This is a genomic window from Mesorhizobium sp. M1066 (assembly GCF_040318635.1).
In the GTDB taxonomy this organism is placed as follows: Bacteria; Pseudomonadota; Alphaproteobacteria; order Rhizobiales; family Rhizobiaceae; genus Mesorhizobium.
This window is the reverse complement of the sequence record NZ_JAMYMR010000047.1, coordinates 17734-37725: the sequence shown is the minus strand read 5'-3', so window position 1 is coordinate 37725 and position 19992 is coordinate 17734. Positions and strand designations below refer to the sequence as shown.

General features: G+C 57.8%; 18 protein-coding genes. 9 read left to right on the top strand and 9 right to left on the bottom strand.

Going from position 1 to position 19992, the window contains the following annotated elements; genetic code table 11:
* The first annotated feature begins 319 nt into the window (after positions 1–319).
* Positions 320–574 carry an ATP-binding protein gene (locus tag NKH52_RS31465; protein ID WP_352736183.1) on the top strand — a complete coding sequence of 85 codons (255 nt, stop codon included), beginning with the start codon at positions 320–322 and terminating at the stop codon, positions 572–574.
* A gap of 212 nt (positions 575–786) precedes the next feature.
* Here the strand turns inward: NKH52_RS31465 and NKH52_RS31460 are convergent, their stop codons facing one another.
* Positions 787–1872 (bottom strand): hypothetical protein, encoded by a 1086-nt coding sequence (locus NKH52_RS31460; RefSeq protein WP_352736182.1) that lies wholly within the window; start codon positions 1870–1872, stop codon positions 787–789.
* 875 nt (positions 1873–2747) lie between these two features.
* Here NKH52_RS31460 and NKH52_RS31455 point away from each other — a divergent pair.
* Both NKH52_RS31455 and NKH52_RS31450 read left to right on the top strand, forming a co-directional pair.
* Complete coding sequence (locus NKH52_RS31455; RefSeq protein ID WP_352736181.1) at positions 2748–3239, top strand: MipA/OmpV family protein; 492 nt, start codon at positions 2748–2750, stop codon at positions 3237–3239.
* Between the two features lie 752 nt (positions 3240–3991).
* The gene (locus NKH52_RS31450) at positions 3992–4327 is read left to right on the top strand and encodes an ArsR family transcriptional regulator (protein ID WP_352736180.1); all 336 of its coding nucleotides are present in this window, start codon (positions 3992–3994) and stop codon (positions 4325–4327) included.
* Between the two features lie 46 nt (positions 4328–4373).
* Here the strand turns inward: NKH52_RS31450 and NKH52_RS31445 are convergent, their stop codons facing one another.
* A complete protein-coding gene (locus tag NKH52_RS31445; protein WP_352736179.1) occupies positions 4374–4673 on the bottom strand; it encodes a DUF1236 domain-containing protein in 300 nt (99 codons plus the stop codon).
* A 521-nt stretch (positions 4674–5194) separates the two neighbouring features.
* On the opposite strand from NKH52_RS31445, the gene NKH52_RS31440 reads away from it, so the two are divergent.
* On the top strand, positions 5195–5572 hold the full coding sequence (locus NKH52_RS31440) for a low affinity iron permease family protein (protein ID WP_352736178.1): 378 nt from the start codon (positions 5195–5197) through the stop codon (positions 5570–5572).
* A 1248-nt stretch (positions 5573–6820) separates the two neighbouring features.
* On the opposite strand, the gene NKH52_RS31435 is transcribed toward NKH52_RS31440, so the two are convergent.
* The 5 genes from NKH52_RS31435 to NKH52_RS31415 all read right to left on the bottom strand — a co-directional run bounded on the left by NKH52_RS31435 (position 6821) and on the right by NKH52_RS31415 (position 11992).
* Complete coding sequence (locus tag NKH52_RS31435; RefSeq protein ID WP_352736177.1) at positions 6821–7666, bottom strand: formate/nitrite transporter family protein; 846 nt, start codon at positions 7664–7666, stop codon at positions 6821–6823.
* Between the two features lie 96 nt (positions 7667–7762).
* Entirely contained in the window at positions 7763–9001 is a 1239-nt protein-coding gene (locus NKH52_RS31430; protein ID WP_352736176.1) for a cupin domain-containing protein, read from the bottom strand.
* A 76-nt stretch (positions 9002–9077) separates the two neighbouring features.
* A complete protein-coding gene (locus NKH52_RS31425) occupies positions 9078–10049 on the bottom strand; it encodes a helix-turn-helix domain-containing protein (RefSeq protein ID WP_352736175.1) in 972 nt (323 codons plus the stop codon).
* 337 nt (positions 10050–10386) lie between these two features.
* A complete protein-coding gene (locus NKH52_RS31420; RefSeq protein ID WP_352736174.1) occupies positions 10387–11145 on the bottom strand; it encodes a DUF1345 domain-containing protein in 759 nt (252 codons plus the stop codon).
* A gap of 13 nt (positions 11146–11158) precedes the next feature.
* Complete coding sequence (locus tag NKH52_RS31415; RefSeq protein ID WP_352736173.1) at positions 11159–11992, bottom strand: alpha/beta fold hydrolase; 834 nt, start codon at positions 11990–11992, stop codon at positions 11159–11161.
* A gap of 981 nt (positions 11993–12973) precedes the next feature.
* Here NKH52_RS31415 and NKH52_RS31410 point away from each other — a divergent pair.
* From NKH52_RS31410 to NKH52_RS31390, 5 genes are all read left to right on the top strand, one after another.
* Positions 12974–13126 (top strand): hypothetical protein, encoded by a 153-nt coding sequence (locus NKH52_RS31410; protein ID WP_352736172.1) that lies wholly within the window; start codon positions 12974–12976, stop codon positions 13124–13126.
* A gap of 810 nt (positions 13127–13936) precedes the next feature.
* Positions 13937–14596 (top strand): response regulator transcription factor, encoded by a 660-nt coding sequence (locus NKH52_RS31405; RefSeq protein WP_352736171.1) that lies wholly within the window; start codon positions 13937–13939, stop codon positions 14594–14596.
* Positions 14597–14689: 93 nt separating this feature from the next.
* Complete coding sequence (locus NKH52_RS31400) at positions 14690–15064, top strand: response regulator transcription factor (protein ID WP_352736184.1); 375 nt, start codon at positions 14690–14692, stop codon at positions 15062–15064.
* 233 nt (positions 15065–15297) lie between these two features.
* Positions 15298–16176: an NAD(P)-dependent oxidoreductase gene (locus tag NKH52_RS31395; RefSeq protein WP_352736170.1), complete on the top strand. Its 879-nt coding sequence runs from the start codon at positions 15298–15300 to the stop codon at positions 16174–16176.
* 205 nt (positions 16177–16381) lie between these two features.
* Positions 16382–17440: a helix-turn-helix transcriptional regulator gene (locus tag NKH52_RS31390; protein ID WP_352736169.1), complete on the top strand. Its 1059-nt coding sequence runs from the start codon at positions 16382–16384 to the stop codon at positions 17438–17440.
* A 568-nt stretch (positions 17441–18008) separates the two neighbouring features.
* On the opposite strand, the gene NKH52_RS31385 is transcribed toward NKH52_RS31390, so the two are convergent.
* On the bottom strand, positions 18009–18233 hold the full coding sequence (locus tag NKH52_RS31385; RefSeq protein ID WP_352736168.1) for a hypothetical protein: 225 nt from the start codon (positions 18231–18233) through the stop codon (positions 18009–18011).
* A gap of 595 nt (positions 18234–18828) precedes the next feature.
* Positions 18829–19956 (bottom strand): alcohol dehydrogenase catalytic domain-containing protein, encoded by a 1128-nt coding sequence (locus NKH52_RS35550; protein ID WP_502908156.1) that lies wholly within the window; start codon positions 19954–19956, stop codon positions 18829–18831.
* Between the last annotated feature and the right edge of the window lie 36 nt (positions 19957–19992).

Genomic DNA, 19992 nt, shown 5'->3' with positions numbered 1-19992 from the left:
GCGCGAGCACAAGAAGCTCGCTCTACGCCAAGCCGCATGACCAGCTTCATGATCGCCCATTTTGCAGAACTTGACGCACACAACCCTGCTAAACTTCCGCATACCGGAGGGACGTCATGCTCAACCCATCACAACAGATCATGAGACTAGGTTTTGGATTCTGGCGAGTTGCAGCGGCATAGTGTTATCCTGAGGATCGACCTCCGAGCCGGCGACCGGGGCATCCTCGGCGACAAGGTCCAACTGCAACAGGTGCTATTGAATCTGATCATGAATGGCATCGAAGCTATGAACGCTGTGTTAGACCGTCCCCCGGGAATTGATAATATCCTCAGAACTCGCCGAAACGGGTGCCGCACTGATCGCGGTGGAGGATGCGGGGATGGGCATCGATCCGAAGATAGCTGATCGCATCTTCGGATCCTTCGTTACGACGAAGCCCCACGGCATGGGCATGGGGCTGTCGATCTGCCGATCGTTTATCGAGGCGCATGGCAGCCACATCAGCGCGTCGCCGCGTGAGCCCCACGGGACTGCATTTCGGTTCACAGTTCCAACGCGGACGCGCGTCTGACGACGTTCGGAGCGGAATGATCTCCAGCGAAGGCGCACCGTTCAGCCCGACGTTTTTGCTAAGTGACGTGTTGAACCAACCGCGTCACTTCCTCGTTCTGAACACCTGGCTCCGATCGCCCCGCACAGGCCCTTCCGCGCCCGCAGTGCCGTCATCTCCACCACCAGCCGAGGACCGTCGGCGTTTGGCGGCCCGTTCGGTTCAACAGCCTGCTAGGGCGTTGCCCAGTAGTACAGAAGCGCCGACGAGGCCGCGCCTCCCAGCACACAGGGCAGGCCGAGAGCGGTCTGGCCGGTCGCCGCGGCGGCGACGCATCCCACCGAGATCACGCCCTCCCCGATCTTGCCCCACGATGCGATATCGCGCTTGGAGCCAGGGCCCGTGCGCTTGAGCTCATCCAGCCGGTCGAGCGTGTTCTTGCGCAGGGCCGAGATCTCTTCCGTCTCGGCAACTTCGATCGTCTGCGCAAGCTGCTTGGACGTCTCCTTGTCGGTCTGCTGCGTCTGCAGCGTCTTGAGAAGGCCGAGCAGCCTGGGGTCACGCGATGCGTTGACTGCCATCGTGAACTTCGCCATGCTGCCCATTGTCAGCTTATCGACGCTGTCGCGCTCGTCCACCCACGGCAGCATTTTGATCATGCGCTCGAGCGGCGGGGCGCCGCGCGTGGCGAAATAATAGCCCCAGTACACGTCGAGCATCTCCGGACGCTCTTGGAGCGGGATCTGCTTCTCCACCTTGTTCTTCCTGGCGAACCACTTGGTCGGATTAGCGCGGTCCCTCCACGAAGTCTTCTCTTCAGCCGGGGTATCGGGAGTCGGCTCGTCCTTCTTGACGAACCACTTGATCGGATTGGCGCGGTCCCTCCACGAGGTCTTCTCTTCGGCTACAGGAGTGTCCGGGGTCGGCAGCTTGCCCTCGAGGTATCGCTGCGCCATCAGCGCTCGGGTTGGCATCTTCGGCGCGAACCGCGTCATAAGCCCGCGCCAGTCCGGATGGCCGGAATAGGCGATGGCGCGCACGATCGCCCAATGATCGGCCGGGCGCATGAGGACCAGCTTTTTGACGATGGCGTCGGCGTTTTTCGGGTTGGAGCCGATCATCCCGGCCATGAAGCCGACATATATACCCGCCGCTTCCGGATCGCTCAGCGAGCCAAGGTCACTCGCCATCCTCATCACCGATGTAGCATGGGCAAGATCGCGGTTCGGATCATAGGCGTTTATCCAGACGAGCACGCCGTCCCGGGTATGTCGGATGGGCGGTGCGGCCCGGTGGCTCGGCGGTGCTGCCAAGGCCATGCCCGCAGCTATCAGCACGGCAGTCAGTGCAACACAAAGAACTCGCATATGCCAAACCGCGCATCTGTTGCGCGCCCCACATCTTGATTTGTTGTAGAGGGTCCATCACTGCGTAATTCATCAGTGCCGTGGGACCGTTTCAGGACGCGGTTGCGATCTTTTTGCGGCCGAAACACCAGGAAAATGGCGGGTTTCGGGCCGCCGTTCAACGCTGCGCCGAACGTCGCGACCCTTGCGGACGAGCCGATCGACGTTCCCAGAAGAAACGCCAACATCCTTGGACATGCTGACCTCCGTGCTAAGCAGCGGGCGTTTGGCCCGCCACACCTCGACCTCGCGTTGGATCGTCCGCGGCCCAGTGCTGATGCAGGACTTCGAGAAGCTTGCCCACTAAGACGAGCGCATTCGGGCAAAGGCAGCGATGCGCGGGCCCGCCGTGATCCTGTTCTGGTTGTCGGAAACCGGCATGCCGTCGTCGGTAGTGAGGCAACATTTGCGCAAACTCGTGGCTACGCTGCACCCCTTCTGAATGCTGAACTTCTGCATCACACGCACCAACGGGGTGCCCGGCGCTGGCCGATAGCGCTGCCAAACTGAAGAATTGGTCTTGCCAGTCGTACGTCTGGCAAGCGAACAGCCAGATAGGTGCGCCAAGTAAAGCCTCCGATTGGAACGGATCGCGAAACAACAGCCGTTTCGGTTAAACATCGATGCGACTGGCGAAGAGCCTGAACGTGAGAAACGCTGGACATGTGACGTCCCACATTGGATAGTGGCCGAGGGAAACACTGACATTTGGATGATTCCAAGGGAACCACCGGCATCTACCCGGGTCGGGTTGGGTAGATTTCCAGCAATTTCGCTCTGGGGACGGTATGGAGATGAAATCGATCTCTCGCATCTCGGTGCTGGTAGGGTTGTTTTTGGGCAGCTCGCTGCCAATTATCCCGGCATTGGCGCAGAATGCCACGAACGATCAGCCGCAGCCCAGTAGCAAGGCGGCCGCAACTGGATGGATTGTGACGCTTGGAGCGGGCACGGAATATGGTCCTTCCTACCAGGGAGCAACGGACCAATCCTTCAGTTTTGTTCCGTATTTCGACATTCGCCGACTTGGCGTACCGCCCGAACTCGACGAGCCCGATGACAATTTCGACTATACGCTGATTTCGTGGAAGGGCTTGGAACTCGGACCTGTGGCCGGCTTTCGCGACGGTCGCTCGACATCCGACGACAGCGCTCTTGCGGGACTGAACGAGATTGACTGGAATATCGATGCAGGCATTTTCGCGCAATACTGGCTGGTTCCCGACAGGTTCAGGGTGCGCGTCGAAGGGCGCCAGGGGCTGGGTAACAACGAAGGTTGAACACTATTCCGAAGTGCTTGCTAGGCTCGCTCTACACGGTTCTCCGGATCCGGCGTGCTTGCCGAACTGCGGAACCGTAACGATACCGATCAGCTCTCACACCGACCACAACGCGCATAGCGACCGTGCCTCACTTCCGGCCGTCGATGCTGTCGCCGCCTGCTTCACCACGAGAGGAAACTGATCTCAACGCCGACATGCGGCGTTGCGGCCCGGCCCCTTAATGCCGGAAGGACTATGGCGCAAGAGCCCGCTAATACCCGGTGTCGGGCTTTTGCTTTGTTGGTGCCCGCAACCGTCACGAAGGCAGTCGCCGAATCTGCGGGAACAATTTAGCGAACAGTAAATTCAACGGTCTTCTGGTAGGAGGCCACAGTGTCCCAGCGAAGCGTCGACAAAGACCGATTGGAGCGCGCAGACCGTGAGGCAAAAGTTGCTAACGCGGCCGAGACAGAGGCGCGTTGTCTTAAAACTGCGCGATTTCGAGAACAACGCCTCGCTGCCGAAGCCAAGGGATCCCAGGCCTTGAAGAAGGGGTCGATCCAAGAGCTAAAGCACTTATTCGCCGACGCTGGCCGTCAGACAGCGACGCCCTTCTGATGGAACATTATACCACGCTAATAGCTCTGGCGCGCCAGGTCACCCGACGATCCGGCCCGTCCCCTTGGGATGCCCGCCGCCGGTGATGGGGAGGCGGGTCTCTAAATTTGTCGGCTGCGCAAGGCCCGCTCGGCTCGTGAGCGAAGGACATCATGAATCCCGAAAAGCCCAGCATTTATGCGCCGTCCGCCGAGCTGCTCGGCGCCATGGCTAATGAAAAGCGCCTTCTCGCTCTGATCATTCTTGCTGACGGAGAAATGTCCGTTTCTGATCTCGCGCCGAGGTTAGGGCTTAGCAACTCAGCACTCTCCCCAACATCTCGGCATAATGCGAGAGTTTGGGCCGGTCACCCGGAGGCAGGAGCGTCAAAAAGCGTATTACTCGTGCACAGATCCTGCCTGAAAGTCCTCGACTTTCTGGGCTGGCTTGTTGAGCGGGAGACTCTGCCTAGCCGCGACCATCTTCATCTGGGTTGTGGAGATTGGTAGGCTCAAACCCCGCCACCTCGCTGGCGGCGGGGTTGGATCGGTTCGTTCAGTCGTAAACCTTGATGATTTTCCGGGAGCCCGGGTCCACCAGCACCGTGCGGTTGTCGACCACCACATAGCGGTATTTGACGTTGGGAACCTCATGGATCTCAACCGTGTCCGGCAGAGCTGTGCCGACATTCAGTTCCACTCCGGGAAGCTTGACCGACGCCATGGGTTGCTTCTTCACATATTCGCGGATGACAGTGTCTTGTTCCGGCTGGATGATGATGTCGTCAGCGGCGGCTGAGGCGATCCCACCCAACAGCAACATCGCAGCTGCGGTATTCTTTAGAAGCATGTTCATATCTGCTCTCCTGTAGGGTCCGGCCCATGACGATCACCGTCCCACGCCGCCCGGCAACTTGAACATAAAGCCGCCCTGAACGTTCCCGCCTTAGGCACTTAGGCCTAGTCCCTTGGGGCCTAAGTCTGGCCCTAGAACACGCATTGGTCCAGCGAGGGGCAGCGGCTGGAACGCCTGCCCCCCGCGGCTGTTGTCTCTCGAATTGGAAGAAAGCAGATGCATAAAAGTGTTGACCAAGCCCGTTACTCGCACCGATTTTTGGGACGGCTGTCACCTTTCTCGTGATGGCACTCGTGCTTGGCTAACATGTGGTGGATCGGCGCAGCAACGTTCCTTCCTACGCCGATAGCAGGGTTCGCGAGCCGCCTAGCTTCTCGCGCACCTTTACATCTTCAACTTGGAGTAGGTGACCTGATGTTGCGCGACAAAGAGAGTCGGATCCTGGAGGCAGGCTTGCTAGCAGCGGTGCCTATTTGTGTGGCCATTACCGCACTGGCCGCCCTGATGACTTTGGCCCGGATATGAACCGTCTCCTTTTCGCGGCCTCCGACTTTCTATCTCGGCCGCCGGGCTTCTATGTCATGCTCGTAGCAATGGTTTTGTGCACCGCCCTGGTGCCTTTTGGTCTGACAAATGCAGTTACCTATGCCCTGTCGGTTGCCGCCATCGTGATCACCGGTGTTGTCCTTTTACAAGGCTATCGCGATACCGCCGCCATCCATGCAAAACTGGACGAGATTATCGTTTCACTGAATGAAACCAGAAACGACGTTGTCGGATTGGAGCACGCCGAGCCGGAGGAGATCAGGAAGAAGCTTGTAGAACTCGAAGCAGAAGCGTCCCGAACGATTGGGGCTGCCAGGCGCGAACTCTCGAAAGCAACAGGAGAGAGATCATGAACAGTATCATTTGGCTCGTCGTGCGGTGGTCGTCGTCTTGGTAATTTTGAGTTTTAGGGCGACGAGCATTTCGCCGACAGCATGAAGGCTGAGCGGAACCTCACTTAGCGTCGCAAATTGCTTTTCATGAATGACAATCAGCAGCCCCCCGACAAGTTGGTGTCCGAGCCACCGCCAAATTGGCAGGGCGTGCTTTTTGCCACCGCTGCCCTCGTCTTATCCTTATGCACCCTGCTGCAGGCATTTTGGATGTGTGTTTGAGCGCTCTCGGAAGCCCCCCCTGCTTCGCTGATTACGGCTTGGCAGTCGATCCTGGATGCCATCGGGCGGATGGCCACTGGCTTCTAGCGCAGTCGCCTGCATCGTCAGCTTTCAGGCAATGGCAAAACTGACCATACGACCGAGGCGCGAAGCTGCCATTCGCGTGGTGGATAGCTTTGGGTCAGACTCTCCCGCTCGGTCTTTGCGGCACCGAGACAGGCCCACCACACCCGACACTGTAGATAATATCGCATGCTCTCCGAGTGGGGGAAAGGCGGTCGCGCTCTCCCGTCTCTAACTCCGATGGTGACGGAACGTTTCCGCTGATCACATTTCTCCTACAGTGTGACCGGACGTCCCAATCTCTTTCATAAGCACGCTCAAAGTCGGCTGGAGGAGCAAGACAGAAAATTTGAAAAGCTTTTAAGAACCCCAGGCAATTTGGAAACCGCATCGGACAATAAGGGGCACGATATCGCAGCGAACGTCCGCAACGGGGCGGTCAAATATCGTCGGCAAAAGACCGTCCGAATAGGGCTGTCGGCGGCTCCGTCGTGGGAACGAAAAAAGAAGAGAAGCAGAACTTTCGTGTGCGATTTTCGCACACGGCCTCCCGCAACGATCTGATATTACCTCTCTTTCTGTCCCATCCATCAGGCGCGCTCTGGAGCCGAAAGGCCCTCCGCGTCGACGCGCCCACGCCTGACTTTATTCTCGCGTGGGATGCCGTCGCAACGTTCGACGTAGCGTCGAGGCAGGAGAAGACCGAGACCTTGTCGCCTTTTCGTCTCCTGCTCGTGAAGTGCGGTTCGGACGCTCGTCGGATCGCTTGGGACGACGTTGCGGTTATCGCCTGTCTTCGCTGCTGGTCGGATGCTCGGAAAGGCTAAGGCGACCGGTACGATGAATGTTGGTCGACCGTCTCGGCCTTGTTGGCCGCCCGGTGACCGCCTTGCGCCCTGGTCGCGCGAGAGGCTTCGATTCCGATCAGGCGGACGGTCCGAGCGCGGATGACCTCACGGCCAGAGTTGGCACGCTTGTATTGGTGCGCCGCTGGTATGTCCAATAAAGAGGAAGGCCGGTGAACAGAAACCCACCAGCAATATTGCCAAGGGTCACTGGTATCTGATTCCAGTACCACCAGTCTGCGAAGTTGATCTTGGCTCCCAGTATCATGCCCATAGGTATGACAAACATGTTGACCACACAATGTTCAAATCCCAACGCAAAAAACGCAAAGATGGGCAACCAGCACCCGATGACCTTGCCCGGCAAAGACCTCGAGCTCATTCCCATCACGACGCCAAGGCAGACCATCCAGTTGCACAGCATCGCCTTGACGAATGCGGTCGCCAGACCGCCATATCCATAGGGCGCGTAGGCGATCGTTTTGGACTCGGCAAGCGCGCGGATATGGTCCCCGAGTGCGCCGGCACCGGCATTGCCGGCATCGGTAAGCACGAAATAGAACAGCATGGCAAAGATCAATGATCCCAGCATATTGCCGGCAAAGACCCAAATCCAGTTCGCTAACATCCGCAAGGCCGTGGTGCGTCCAGAAAGTACCGCCAATGGGACCAGACCAAAATTCCCGGTCAAAAGCTCCAGGCCAAGCACGACGATCATGGCGAACCCCGCCGGAAAGATCAGGGCGCCGACAAGCGGAACATTGGTCTGAAGCGCGCCCTGCAAGGCCAGGCTGGTCGCGAAGGCGAGCAGCGCTCCAGCCAACATACCACGGATCAAAAGATCGGCGGCACCGTGAGCAGCTTTGGCAGCGCCGAGCTCGACCATTGCCTGCGTGATTTCGACGGGCGAGAGACTGTCGTTCATGATGGCCAACCTTCTGGATTGGACAGTTGTTGCAAGGAATAGCCGATCGGTGCAGCAGTTCTGCCGAAGCGATCTTGGCCCTGGCATCAGCCGCCGTCAGCCGGGCATGATGCCGAGCTGCTCCTTGGGAAATTTCGCAAGCACGGCCGGATCCACATTCAGGTGCTGCGCGACCAATTTGGGCGGAGCGTGGGTGAGCCAGTCCGACAGATCGACCTCGTGGTATTCCGGCGCCTTGAAGATCGATAGAAACTTGAGGTCGGTGGTGCCCGTATTCAGGATGTAGTGCCCTTGGTTCTTCGGGACATAGCCGATGTCACCGGGCTTGAAGTCGGCCGTTTCGGCCCGAGGACCAGCATTGAACACGGTCATGCGCCCTTGCCCCGTTATCCAATATTGCCATTCGTCGGCATTTTGGTGCCAATGCATTCGTCGGAGGGCACCGGGCTTGATTGTCTCCACGACCGCGGCGATCGTCGTCGATGCCTTGAACGTCCGGCTATCTGCGAGATGGACTACGCCCGAAGAATTCTCCTTCACCGGCACGGTATCGCGCAGCGAGAACGTGAACGGATTGGTAGGCGTGCCGCCGGACCGCACGGCGGCCTGGTCGACGGCAAGCGGACCTGGCTCTGGTCCTTGGAAGATCCAGAGATCATTAAGCGGTATGGATTTGAAACTGTCGGCGGGCACGCCGAAATTCTGGGCCAGGATTTCCGGCGGCGTATGGGCGAACCAATCCGTCACAAGAAGCGTATTGAACTCCGAGGCCTCACCATTGTCGAATATAATCAGGAACTCGCAGCCATCTGGCCCGAGACCCTGGAGTGAATGCGGGGACCCTGCTGGAAAGTACCAGATGTCGCCTTCCTTGATGTCGTCCACATAGGCTTGCCCCAGTGGGTCGAGCGTCGTCGCCCGCATGCTACCCTTCGTGACGTATCCCCACTCAGCAGCAAGATGCCAATGAAGCTCCCTAATGCCGCCCGGTCCAAGTCGCATGTTGACGCCGGAGACAGACGTCGAAATCGGGAAATCCGCGACCGTGACCTGTCTGGCCCAACCGCCGCCCTGAATGCGCTTGGATGCAATGTTGAACGAGGACCAGAACCTCGGCATGCCGCCCACGTCGGTTGCGGGAGGGTTTTCGAAAGACGGGAGTTGATCCGTGATCGCCGAATTCTTTGGGCCAGGATCCGACAGGCTACCGGGATTTGCATTGATTGCGCCCTGTGGCGGCTCATCCGGATTGCCAAACGTCGCTGCATGGGTAGCGGTTGCCGCGACTGCGACCCCTCCGAGCGCAAGGACATTGCGGCGCGACAGTGCTTGCATGCGTATTCTCCTGTCTAAATGGTCGAGCCGTGCTACTTCGAACACTGCCCGATTGGGTCCGCGTGGCCGAAATATTCTATTGTCTATGGGCAAGGGGGAGCGACTGGCTCCGCTGCAACGCTAAATGAGACCCGAGAATCGTTGTTTCCCGACTGCGCGGCGATCGTTTCGCCGGCACATGATCTGTCTCGGTATAGTTTGACCGCCGCCACTGATGAGGCGCGTCACCCACGAAACGCTTGAACACCGTGGTGAAGTGAGATTGCGTTTGGAAGCCGACGCTGAGCGCGATGTCGGCGATCGACAAATCGTGCTGCAGCAGGAGATCCCGTGCTCGTTCGATACGGCGCCGCAACAAATACTCATGAGGACGAATGCCGGTCGAAATTCGGAATTGGGCCGCGAAGTGCATTGATGACAGCCCCGTTACCGCGGCCAGATCGCCAAGGGTGATTGGCTCTGCTAGATTCGCGTCGATATATTCGAGAGCGCGCTTAAGCCGCCATCTCGGCAAAGCCCCGCAATTGCGTTTCGGCCGAAAGGGATCATAGCGATGGCCGTGGCCCAGAAGCCGCGCAGCAATCGCGAGCCCGACGGCGTTTGCGTAGACTTCGCGGAAATGTTCATCCATCTCGTCGATCCTGAGCAGGGCGCGGGCCAATTGCTCGATTGCGGAGTCGGTCTGCGACCGGAGGTCCAGGAACACGCACGGATCAGATCCCGCTTTATCGCGAAAAATTCCCAAACGACGCCGCAAGTCATCGTTGGCGATCCCGAGACAGCGCACTGGCACGCCCTGTGGAAGAAAGCGCATAACTGCGTCTAATAATTTGGCTCTCGCTGGGTCGGCCAAACCAGCTATCTCTGCCGAATCGGAAACGAACAGAGTCAGATTAACTTGTTTGGTCGCTATTCCGATGACAAATTCCAAGTTTGGGGCAACTGGTAAAGCAGAATGTACCGTAGAGACGACGTCTTCTAAAGTGTTGAATTGGTTCCGGGACCCAGAAATACTGATCTCTTCAATTTTGCGCGTTTCGAACGACATCGTCTCCTCCATAGCCTTCGTCGACGCAGTACCTTGAGGGCATAGACCTGCATGAGTATATTGTACTGACTCCAGGTCTCGTCTGCCAAACATGCTGGCGAGGTTTCAGGTCACTCTTGGATTTAGATAATCAAGTCCGGCTCGGAATGACAATTCTACCGATGGCAATCGAACTATGCGAAAGATTTGATTCCGATATACTTAGGTATATGACCCCGCTCTCCCCCGGACGCTGGCACGGCAATCCGATGGACATCCGGCATGGCCCCGCATTACCACGCGATTTGTCTGTTGCGGGGCTCATGAACGGACGTCTGCTGTCACGCCACGCGAAGGCTCAGCCAAAATAGAGAACGCCGACGAAGACGTTGACCATCAAAGCGAGCACAATCACGCTAAGGACGAAAGAGATTAGCGCGTGCAAGAAAATTACATGCCTAATTGGCCCCGAACGTACCCCTACATCGGTGACCTGAAAGGTCATGCCTATGGTGAATGCAAAGTATATAAAATCAAAATAATCAGGTTCTACGGTCCCCGGGAATGCTAGGGGCCGATAATTTCGCTGCTGTCGACGATAGAACTCATACGCGTAGTGGAAGGCGAAAAGCATGTTGAGAAATCCCCATGAAAGCATGATCGTCGCTGACGCCAGCACAATCTCGTTCACCGATTTCTGATGGACGCCCGAAAGTTCCAGACCGAGAGCCCCCAGGATAACGACGCAGACAGCGATGCCGGTCATGAGAACGGAGAGCTTCCGCTCATTCTCCTCGCCCGCACGCCTTGGCATCATGCGACCGGCTGTCTTCCAGGCGATGACCAGGCATGCCACAATCATCATGAGCGTCGTTATATCGAAAGCGATAAGGGCTGCGCGAAGCAGCTCGAAAACATGTTGAAGCACCAAATAAAAACATAGACCGAAGGCTGCCATCATCGACAGGCGGGGCCGAAAAACGTGAGGGCGCAGCGCCTTGTAGACAAACACACTGATCCTGCGCCGCCTGTAAGAATTTAGCATCATATGGATACCGCCGTGGTTCATGATCTGATCTGCGCGCTTGTCGGGCGGCCGGACGCTTTCCAGCATCATGCAATAGGCAGCTTCATCCGTGATGCTCAGCTTTGAAAAACGCCAGCAAGTCCTCGTTAACTTGATCTTTGAGTGTCGTGCAGAGACCGTGCGGGGCGCCCCTGTAGACCTTCAGCGTCGCGCCTTTGATAAGCTTCGACTGAGGCACGCCGGCATTAGCGAGCGGCACCATCTGATCGTCGTCGCCGTGCATGACCAGCGTCGGCACGTCAAACGTCTTCAGGTCTTCGGTCTGATCCGTCTCAGAGAATGTGTTGATGCAGAAGTATGCGGCAGGGAAACCCGCCATCATTCCTTGCCGCCAGAATGAGTCGCGCGCTCCCTCCGAGACCTTCGCGCCTGGCCGGTTGTAGCCAAAGAATGGTAGGCTGAGATCTTTCCAAAATTGCGAGCGGTCGGCTTGGAGGCTGGCCCGCATCTCGTCGAACACCTTGAGGGGCGTGCCGCCAGGGTTGGTCGACGACTTCACCATCAAGGGGGGGACGGAGGCGATCAAAACGGCCTTTGACACGCGGTTCGTGCCGTGCCGCCCGATGTAGCGGGCAAGCTCCCCGCCCCCCATGGAGTGGCCGACATGGATGGCATCCTTGAGATCAAGCCTGCGGACCAGTTCCGCGAGATCGTCGGCATACGTGTCCATGTCATTGCCAGTCCATGGCTGGCTCGACCGCCCATGGCCACGGCGATCATGCGCGATGCAGCGATACCCCTGCGAAGCAAGAAAGAACATCTGATCCTCAAAGGCATCCGCGCAAAGCGGCCATCCATGGCTAAAGACCACTGGCTGCCCAGTACCCCAGTCCTTGTAGTAGATCTCTGTGCCGTCCTTGGTTGTGAAGGTGCTCATGGTGTATTTTCCTTTGGATTGAAGGTGGGGCGCTAGCCTGCCTGGATTGACCCATCGTGCGTCTGCAGACTTGCGGCAGTGGCAATGCCACCACGCAGGAAACTGACGATGAGAGGCCGTCGGTACACTTAGGCGGCAATAGTGCCCAGAGTTGTGATGAATTGCGTTCTATATGACTGCGACGCAAGCGCAGCGCTGTGCCTGCCAAGACCATTCTAGACGCGAGTATCCGCAGTCTCATATTGTACGCAGGTTGGCGGGCGTCATGTCCTGGTTTGAAATGAATATACCTGGATGCATCTGACAATCCGCAAACCGACGAACCCGCTCGCGCTGGGACGATCGGTTCCGCTAGCCCTATGCGAACGTTCCGCGATGGCAATCTCAACGACCGGTATACTTTCGTTTATAAAAATATCCATCAAATATATTCTGGATGAGCTTCGTATGATTTTCCTAGTCTATCACGAAACATAGATAAATGCCACGGCACGAACAATAAATGGGTTGCCCATCGGACTCTTGGTGCAACAGAACGACACAAAAGGTGACATCGACATGCGCTCTTTTCCCGTCGAGGCCGCACTGGCGGCGGTTCTTCTGTCGACCGCTTGCGCTTCCGCAGCAAGTTCGCTTCCGGCCCAGACACAGCCGAAGTTCGATTTAGTCAAACTAAAAGAGAGCAGAAGACATGTATCTGCGCCGAGGCGTCACGAGGCTCCGACTGCCGGATCGACTGCGATGCCCCAATCACAACCCAAGAGCGACTACGACAAGTATCCCTCTGTGGATGGCTTTTTTTCGGGGATGAATGGGTTTTAACGAGAGGTGCACGCTTCTCGCGGTCATTGCGATTGATCTGGTTGCTGGATAGTGCCATCATTTCGAACACCGTTGCTTCGGCATTGCCATAATACGCCTTTTTAGGACAGCGGTACCTCTTGCCGCTGTCCTGGTGCCGATTGGCCACTGGTCGGCGACATGGTGCGACAAGCAGCGGACGAAGTCGCGGCGATCAAGAGACACTGGCATCACGAACAGTCGGCACTGGAGATGCTGGCCGCATGGCGTGATGCCGACAACGAACTCAATGCGATCACCATTCCTTATCTCAGAATAGGAAGCCGGATGTGAGCTGCGCCGGCGGTTAAGCTTCTGCTGCGTAGCCTCCTGGACAATCGGCGCTCGCACATCATGCCTTCACGGCATGCAGCCTGAATTCGACCACCGCCATCGACAGTCGGCCGACCCGCTTGGAGGCATAGGCAGAATGGGCCGATGACAGCTGTCATCGGCCCAAGAACTCGCACGGTGAAAAACGCTCTCGGGGGAAGAGCATCCTCACAATCGATCAGCGGGCGGGAGGGGAGCGGCCCACGGGATCAATCTGGTACGAGTTGGAGCGCTGCCCATGATGTTGAGAGATGAGAGCGAACACCACTGATCGCAACGCCGACCAATAAACTAGCACTTGTCGCCGGGGGTGCTTCTTCGCTATTGCCAAGTTTGCGTCCTGGTTGCGGATTTCGCGCGTTATTGTGAAGACGTAAGAGGTCAAGCCTTACGGGGACCTGTGGTTAAACCCGTGAAAGAGGCCTCGTTAGTTTGCGCGGCAAAACACCATGCCCTATTGGCATTGGTGCGATTTCTCTGGAACGATTTGCAGAAGGGGCCTGGGACGCTTACGCCGGCTTCGCAATCAAATTGCCGATCTTTCCCGAAAGTGCTTTTATCTCCACGACTGGATCTAGCTGGGACGCTGCTGCACATGCCGGGTAGCCAAAACACGAGATTTTCCTTCGTCACGGTCAAGCTCTGCAAAATGCGCATGGGGCGGTGTTTCCGTTGTCCGATAATCCAGGCGATGTCGGCGGCGGGCTCGTGCAATGCAGGGTCCGATAGAACCACTGGGTTCTGTCCGTGGTCGCATCAAGAGACACGGCATTGACCGGCCGGTTGCGCACGGATGACCCAGTCGCCCACTGCGACGGGCCAACCGTCTTCATTGTGGAGGACGACATTTCGTTCCGCGAGGCCCTCATGAGGCTTTTTCGCACGGTGGGCCTGAACACAGAGGTTTTCGGGTCAGCAGCGGAACTGCTGCAACACAAGCTCCCGGATGTTCCGAGTTGCCTCATACTCGACGTTCGGCTGCCGGGGGGGAGCGGTCTTGATATTCAAAGCGAACTTGCCAAGGCAAACATCCACATTCCAATCATTTTCATGACGGGTCATGGCGATATTCCGATGTCGGTGAGAGCAATGAAAGCAGGCGCCGTCGATTTCCTGACGAAGCCGTTTCGAGACCAGGACATTTTGGACGCTGTTGTCGCGGCGATCGATCGCGATCGACAGAGGCGTGAAAAGGAGGGAGAGGTTTCTGGCCTGCAAGCTCTCTTCGAGTCGCTGAGTCCACGTGAACGGGAGATCATGGCATTGGTTACGACCGGGCTGATGAACAAGCAGGTCGCGGCTGAGGTCGGCCTGAGCGAGATCACTGTGAAGATACATCGCGGCAACGTCATGAAAAAAATGAGTGCCAAGACTTTGGCTGATTTGGTGAGAATGGCAGAGTCTCTCCACCTTCCCCGTACCAAACAATAAAACCTCTGTATGATTCGTGGTCAGCGCTGATTGGACTAAGGTAGTGTGCGCGCGACGAGGAGTCGCGTATAACTTTCTTGAGAGGATCGTCAGCTGTCCAGCGTTCCGGTAGTCTCAATTGTCGATGACGATGAATCGCTCCGGATCGCCACCGCAAAGCTCGTGCGCCTTCATGGATTTCTCGTTCATGCGTTTGCGTCGGCTGAAGAGTTCCTGGAGTCTTCCCAGGTAGGGAACACAAGCTGCGTGATCACGGACATCCGAATGCCAGGTATGAGTGGCGTTGACCTGCAGGCTCATTTAATCGCCCAGGGCATAAGGGTGCCTGTCATTTTCATTTCGGCTTTTCCTGAGGAGAGCAGTCGGAAAAGAGCATTAGAGGCCGGCGCGGTCGGCTTCCTGACCAAGCCGTTCGACGGCAAAGTGCTGATCGACTGCCTGTCCAACGCTTTGCAGGAATCCGAATAGTCGGATCAAACATGGCGATGACCTCGAGTCAGCAGGCACGATGTAAGAGCCAAGCCCTGCGTCTCTTCCAGCGCGGGCGAGAATGCCGGCCTATCTGGGTTCGCCGATCCAAACACGCCCCGCTGCGGTATTGATAGCAGCAAGAAAAGCCCACGCGCCGCAACAAGGACATAGCCTTTTCTCTGACCGGCTCGTAGCGTCCGCCGCATCAACTGAGAGGAGCTGGTAGAGATATGGAAGTCGGGTTCATCGGATTGGGCCACATGGGCGCAGGCATGGCGATCAACCTCTTAAAAGGGGGTCATCGTGTCACCGTGTACAATCGGACACGCGCGAAAGTCGAAACGCTGGTCACGCTTGGGGCGAAAGCGGCGGCCAGTATGTCGGACGCCTGTCACGGCGATGTCGTCATGACCATGCTGGCAAACGACGAAGCCGTCAACGACGTGGTGTTCGGTGACGATGGCATAATCCGTAGCCTGCCGGTTGGTGCGATCCATGTTTCGTCGAGCACCATTAGTGTTGCCCTGTCCGAACGGCTTGCCGCGGCCCACGCCAAGGCGGGGCAGCGTTTTGTGGCGGCGCCGGTGTTCGGCCGCCCTGATGTGGCGGCAGCGGGGCAACTTGTTGTCGCCGCCGCCGGTGCGCCGGATGATGTCAAGGCAGTTGCACCGCTCCTCGATGCAATCGGGAGAAATACTTTCTTCGTTTCCGAGAATCCGAAATTTGCCAACCTGGTAAAACTCAGCGGCAACTTCTTGTTCGCTTCGGTCATTGAATCGCTCGGCGAGGCAATGGCGCTGATCGGCAAAGCGGGTCTCGACCGGCGGCAATATATCGACTTTCTGACCTCCACCCTGTTTGGCCTCCCGGTCTACAAAGTCTATGGCGGACTGATCGCCGACGAAATTTTCGAGCCGGCCGCGTTCGCAGCACCCCTTGGCTTCAAGGATATTCGGCTTGCCCTTGCGGCTGCCGAGGATTTGCGCGTGCCGATGCCGATCGCCAGCCTCCTCCGCGACCGGTTTCTTACTTTGCTGGCCAATGGCGGCGACAAGCTCGACTGGTCGGCAATCGGCGGTCTTGCGGCCAAGGACTCCGGTCTGAAATGACCGCTCCACTTGTCGACCACAAGCACGATATCATCGCAACTGTACAAATGATTGGAACTATCTATCGCGACGTCCAATCCAAACCAACGTATGAGCGCTCCAAACCAACACTCTAGGGCCGCCTACGGACGTAGAATGGAGTAAGTCATCACCCACGCTTTACGGTGACATCAGATGGGATAGCCAGAAGGATGTACGCCAAGCCATGTTGACGAACTCTGCCCCCAGCGACATCGATGCACTTGCGATTGCGGCCTTCGCAGGCGATGCTCCACGATTGGAGCAAACGGGCCCACTCTTGGTGGGGGATTGGCGCGCTCCCTTCAACGGCGGAAAGGCACAACATGCCAACCTCGCGGCGTACGCGCAGTTCGGGCGCCGGACCGCCGATATGGCCGGTTGCCGCGTTGAGATATCTTCTGCCAACGTCGCGAGTAGTCGAGCTGCGGTTTCGGATGGGATAATTGCTGAGGTAGTCCAAGCCGCAGGTCGTGGCAAAATCGAGTTTCGGTTTCGTGCACCTATGCACTTGCTGGTCGTCTATGAACAGGGCGCGCGGCGAGACGGTGTTACCCTCATCGAGGGCTTGTCCCCATCCAAACTGCAGGATTTTGGTCGCAAGTTTACCTTCGTGCCCGCCGACCGCGAGTATCTTGAATGGCATGAGCCGCGGACATTTGCGCGTCTCATGTTCGTCTATTTTGATCCTGCCAAGCTGCAAGTTTCGTTCAATTCGGACACGGCAGATATAACGCTTGGGGCGAAGCTTTTCTTTGAGGATGCAACGCTTCTGGGCACAGCCCTCAAACTGATGAGGTCGCTAGAAAACCCAAACCCAGAGAATCATCGGTACCTGGAAGCGTTGGGTACCATCCTGGTTCATGAACTGGTCCGTTTTCACCAAGGGGCACCGAGAGCCGAGCCCCAACTTCGAGGTGGGCTCGCGGCTTGGCAGAAGCGAATAGTAACGGCGTACATCGACGCGCACCTGGGTGAATCGATACCGCTCGCCACTCTCGCCCAGCTTGCCCGGTTGAGCCCCTACTATTTCTGCCGCGCCTTCAAGCTGTCATTTGGATTGCCTCCGCATCGGTATCATACCAACCGTCGAATCGAGCATGCCAAAAGTCTTCTGGCGATGCGCACTCATTCGGTGACGGACATCGGTTTGACTGTCGGATATAGCGAAACCAGCTCGTTCACGGCCGCTTTTCGAAAGGTGGCCGGCCTTACTCCGAGTTCTTATCAGCGGAGTCTCGGATAAGCCGTGGCCGGGCCCCGGATTGGTCGGGGATTGGAACGTTCTATAGCGTATCCCGAGATAGGTTCACCGCCATTGAACTGCCGGTTTGTTTCGGACAAAACTGGCTGGATGTTTCAAGCTCCGTAAGGCGGCGTCTTGGATACCGACGCGCGCGTTCATCATCCGGCTGTGTCAAAATGCATCGGCCAGGCAAAAGGCAGTCTTTGTCGCATTTCCAACATCGAGGGCGGGCGCTTGGATCGCGCGAAGGTCCTCGCGGGGCGCGGGCAAAGCGAGCCCGTTGATTGAAAGGCGGATCTCGAGCCTGACGACTGCAGCGAGGGCCGAAGCCCATATGGTTCACCAGAATACAGCGGGCTGCAAAGGCTGTCGCAATCGGGGGACGTACAGGGCGATAGATTGCAGCGGTTTGGAACGATCCGCCAATGAGCCGACCTTGCAGGCCGATAGGCTAAATTCCAACCTATCAAATACCAAGCACAACGAACTCGGCCGGGATAAATCCTGGCGCGACAACACCCGCCGCTACCGCAGCGGCGGGTGCCAGACCGATGTTGGCGCCTGCTTTTTAGCGATTGTAGGGGCTATCGTAGTGCTTGACGCCCAGAGGCGTGTTGTAGTGGTGAAACGAGTCAATGCCGTCAAACCAGCGCTTCTGAGCGAAGTCGCCGTAAGCGCCGCTGCCGTCATGGTGGCCACCGCGGCCACCGTCATGCGAGGCGGCAAAGGCCCCGGAGAGCGGAACGGTGATGATCATCGCGGCAAGCGCCGCCTTCAAAGTGATAGAACGCATGGTTGCATGTCCTTTTCGATGAGGAAGGCGGCTATTTATCGACCGCTCATTCCGGTTACAGGCTCTCAGGAATGGTCAGACGTCATTTGTGTCTTGCCTTTTCAGTTCCTGGCCTTCATCGAATATCTAGGGTCGATCTGCAGAAATATGTAATAGATCAAGGTATAACTTTGTGTATAAATACGTATGCTCAGTTGCATCCGTAAAACTCGACTTTGCAAGCCGCACACGCGGAAGGCGCGCAGAGAGATCCCGCGCAACTGTTCGAGCCCTGCGGCCGGTGTTCCATTTCGTAGAGAAGCCAAGTGCGCCGCTCGGGCTCGGTCCCGTCAATCCAGACTCGAGAAGCCTTGCCGTTGCTACGTCAATCGTCGCCGGTATTATGGACCTCCTCGCCCGTATTTGGTATCATTGTCGGCGATGCGTTGAGTGCACGGAGTTTGTTGTTAGCATCGATAGTTTTGCAGGATCCCTGCAAAAACCGGATCGGTTTGCGCGCCTTGACCTGCGGCGCACGGATCGCGGACCGACGAAAGTTCCAAGAGACTTTTGCCGTGCTTGCATCTCGTGCTGAGTCTGCGCCTGCATGGTTACTCTATCGGTGTTCGGGCGTTCCGTGATCGTTGCGATCTGCCGGCTCCTGGGAAGGCGGGGGCGTAAAGCTGGTCGCCGAAACGGTGTAAGGCCAGAAGGACGCCGCGTTCCCGGCATCCCGAGCAGTCCCAAAAAAGGCAATCACCGGTGGCGCCGGTTCATCCCTGCGGTTGCAGCACGATCCGTCCGGCCTGTCCATCCGCCACGGATTGATGGCCGCTGCCGCGTTAACCAGCGGGAATGTACCGTCAATGAAGGGCGGCCGGTCAACATCTTCGAAGCCAGGCCGCAGCCCCTCCAGGATGGCGCAGGCAGCGGTCAGGTCCAGCTTCAAGGTATCCACGCCGAAAATCCGGCTCGCATTGTAATAGAAGCCCGCGAGGTCGAATGTCACCTCCCGCTGACCGGCCGCGCTTATCTCGATCAGGCGTCCCTGCGGCGCGAGGCAGGCCAACGATGTGCCAAACATGACGCCCCCACGGCACCGAACACCAAGTCTGCGCCTCCGCCGCCGAGCGCACCACGTACGGCGGCAGCAATGTCCGATGCACCGGCGATGAATGAGTCCGTTGCCCTTGCGATTGCCGAGACCGGGCCGGGGCCGGGGCCGGGCGGTCCACACCAACGATCTTGCTTGCCCCCCTGCGCCGCGCGATTTGGGCCACGGCACTCCCGACGCCACCACCTGCCCCAATGATCGCGAGTGTCTCGCCTCTGCGCAGCGCGCCCGCATCCACCAGGCCGATGCGCTGCAAGGTAGTTCAGGCCGACCGAGGCAGCCTCGTCGAAACTCAATCCTTGCGGTTTGGGCACAGTTGGTGGCAGGAACGATGATGTGCTGAGCATGACTTCCGTCGCGCGTGAATCCGGCATTGCCGCTGCCCCACACTTCCATGCCCATCCACTCATCCGGTCCGACCTCCACGACGCCCGCGAAATCCCGTCCCCGAACGCGCGGCAGGATGGTTTGCGGCATCGCACCGGCCAGGTTCGTCACGTCGCTCGGATTGACCGAAGCGGCTTCGACCCGAACCAGTGCCTCGCCATCACCGGGGTCAGGAATGTCTGGGACCACCAGCACATCGGGTGCGCCGAAAGGGGAAAATGTGATTGCTTTCAGGCCGGTCATCTTGTTCTAGATGTCCACGCCTTTCTCTGGCTCGGG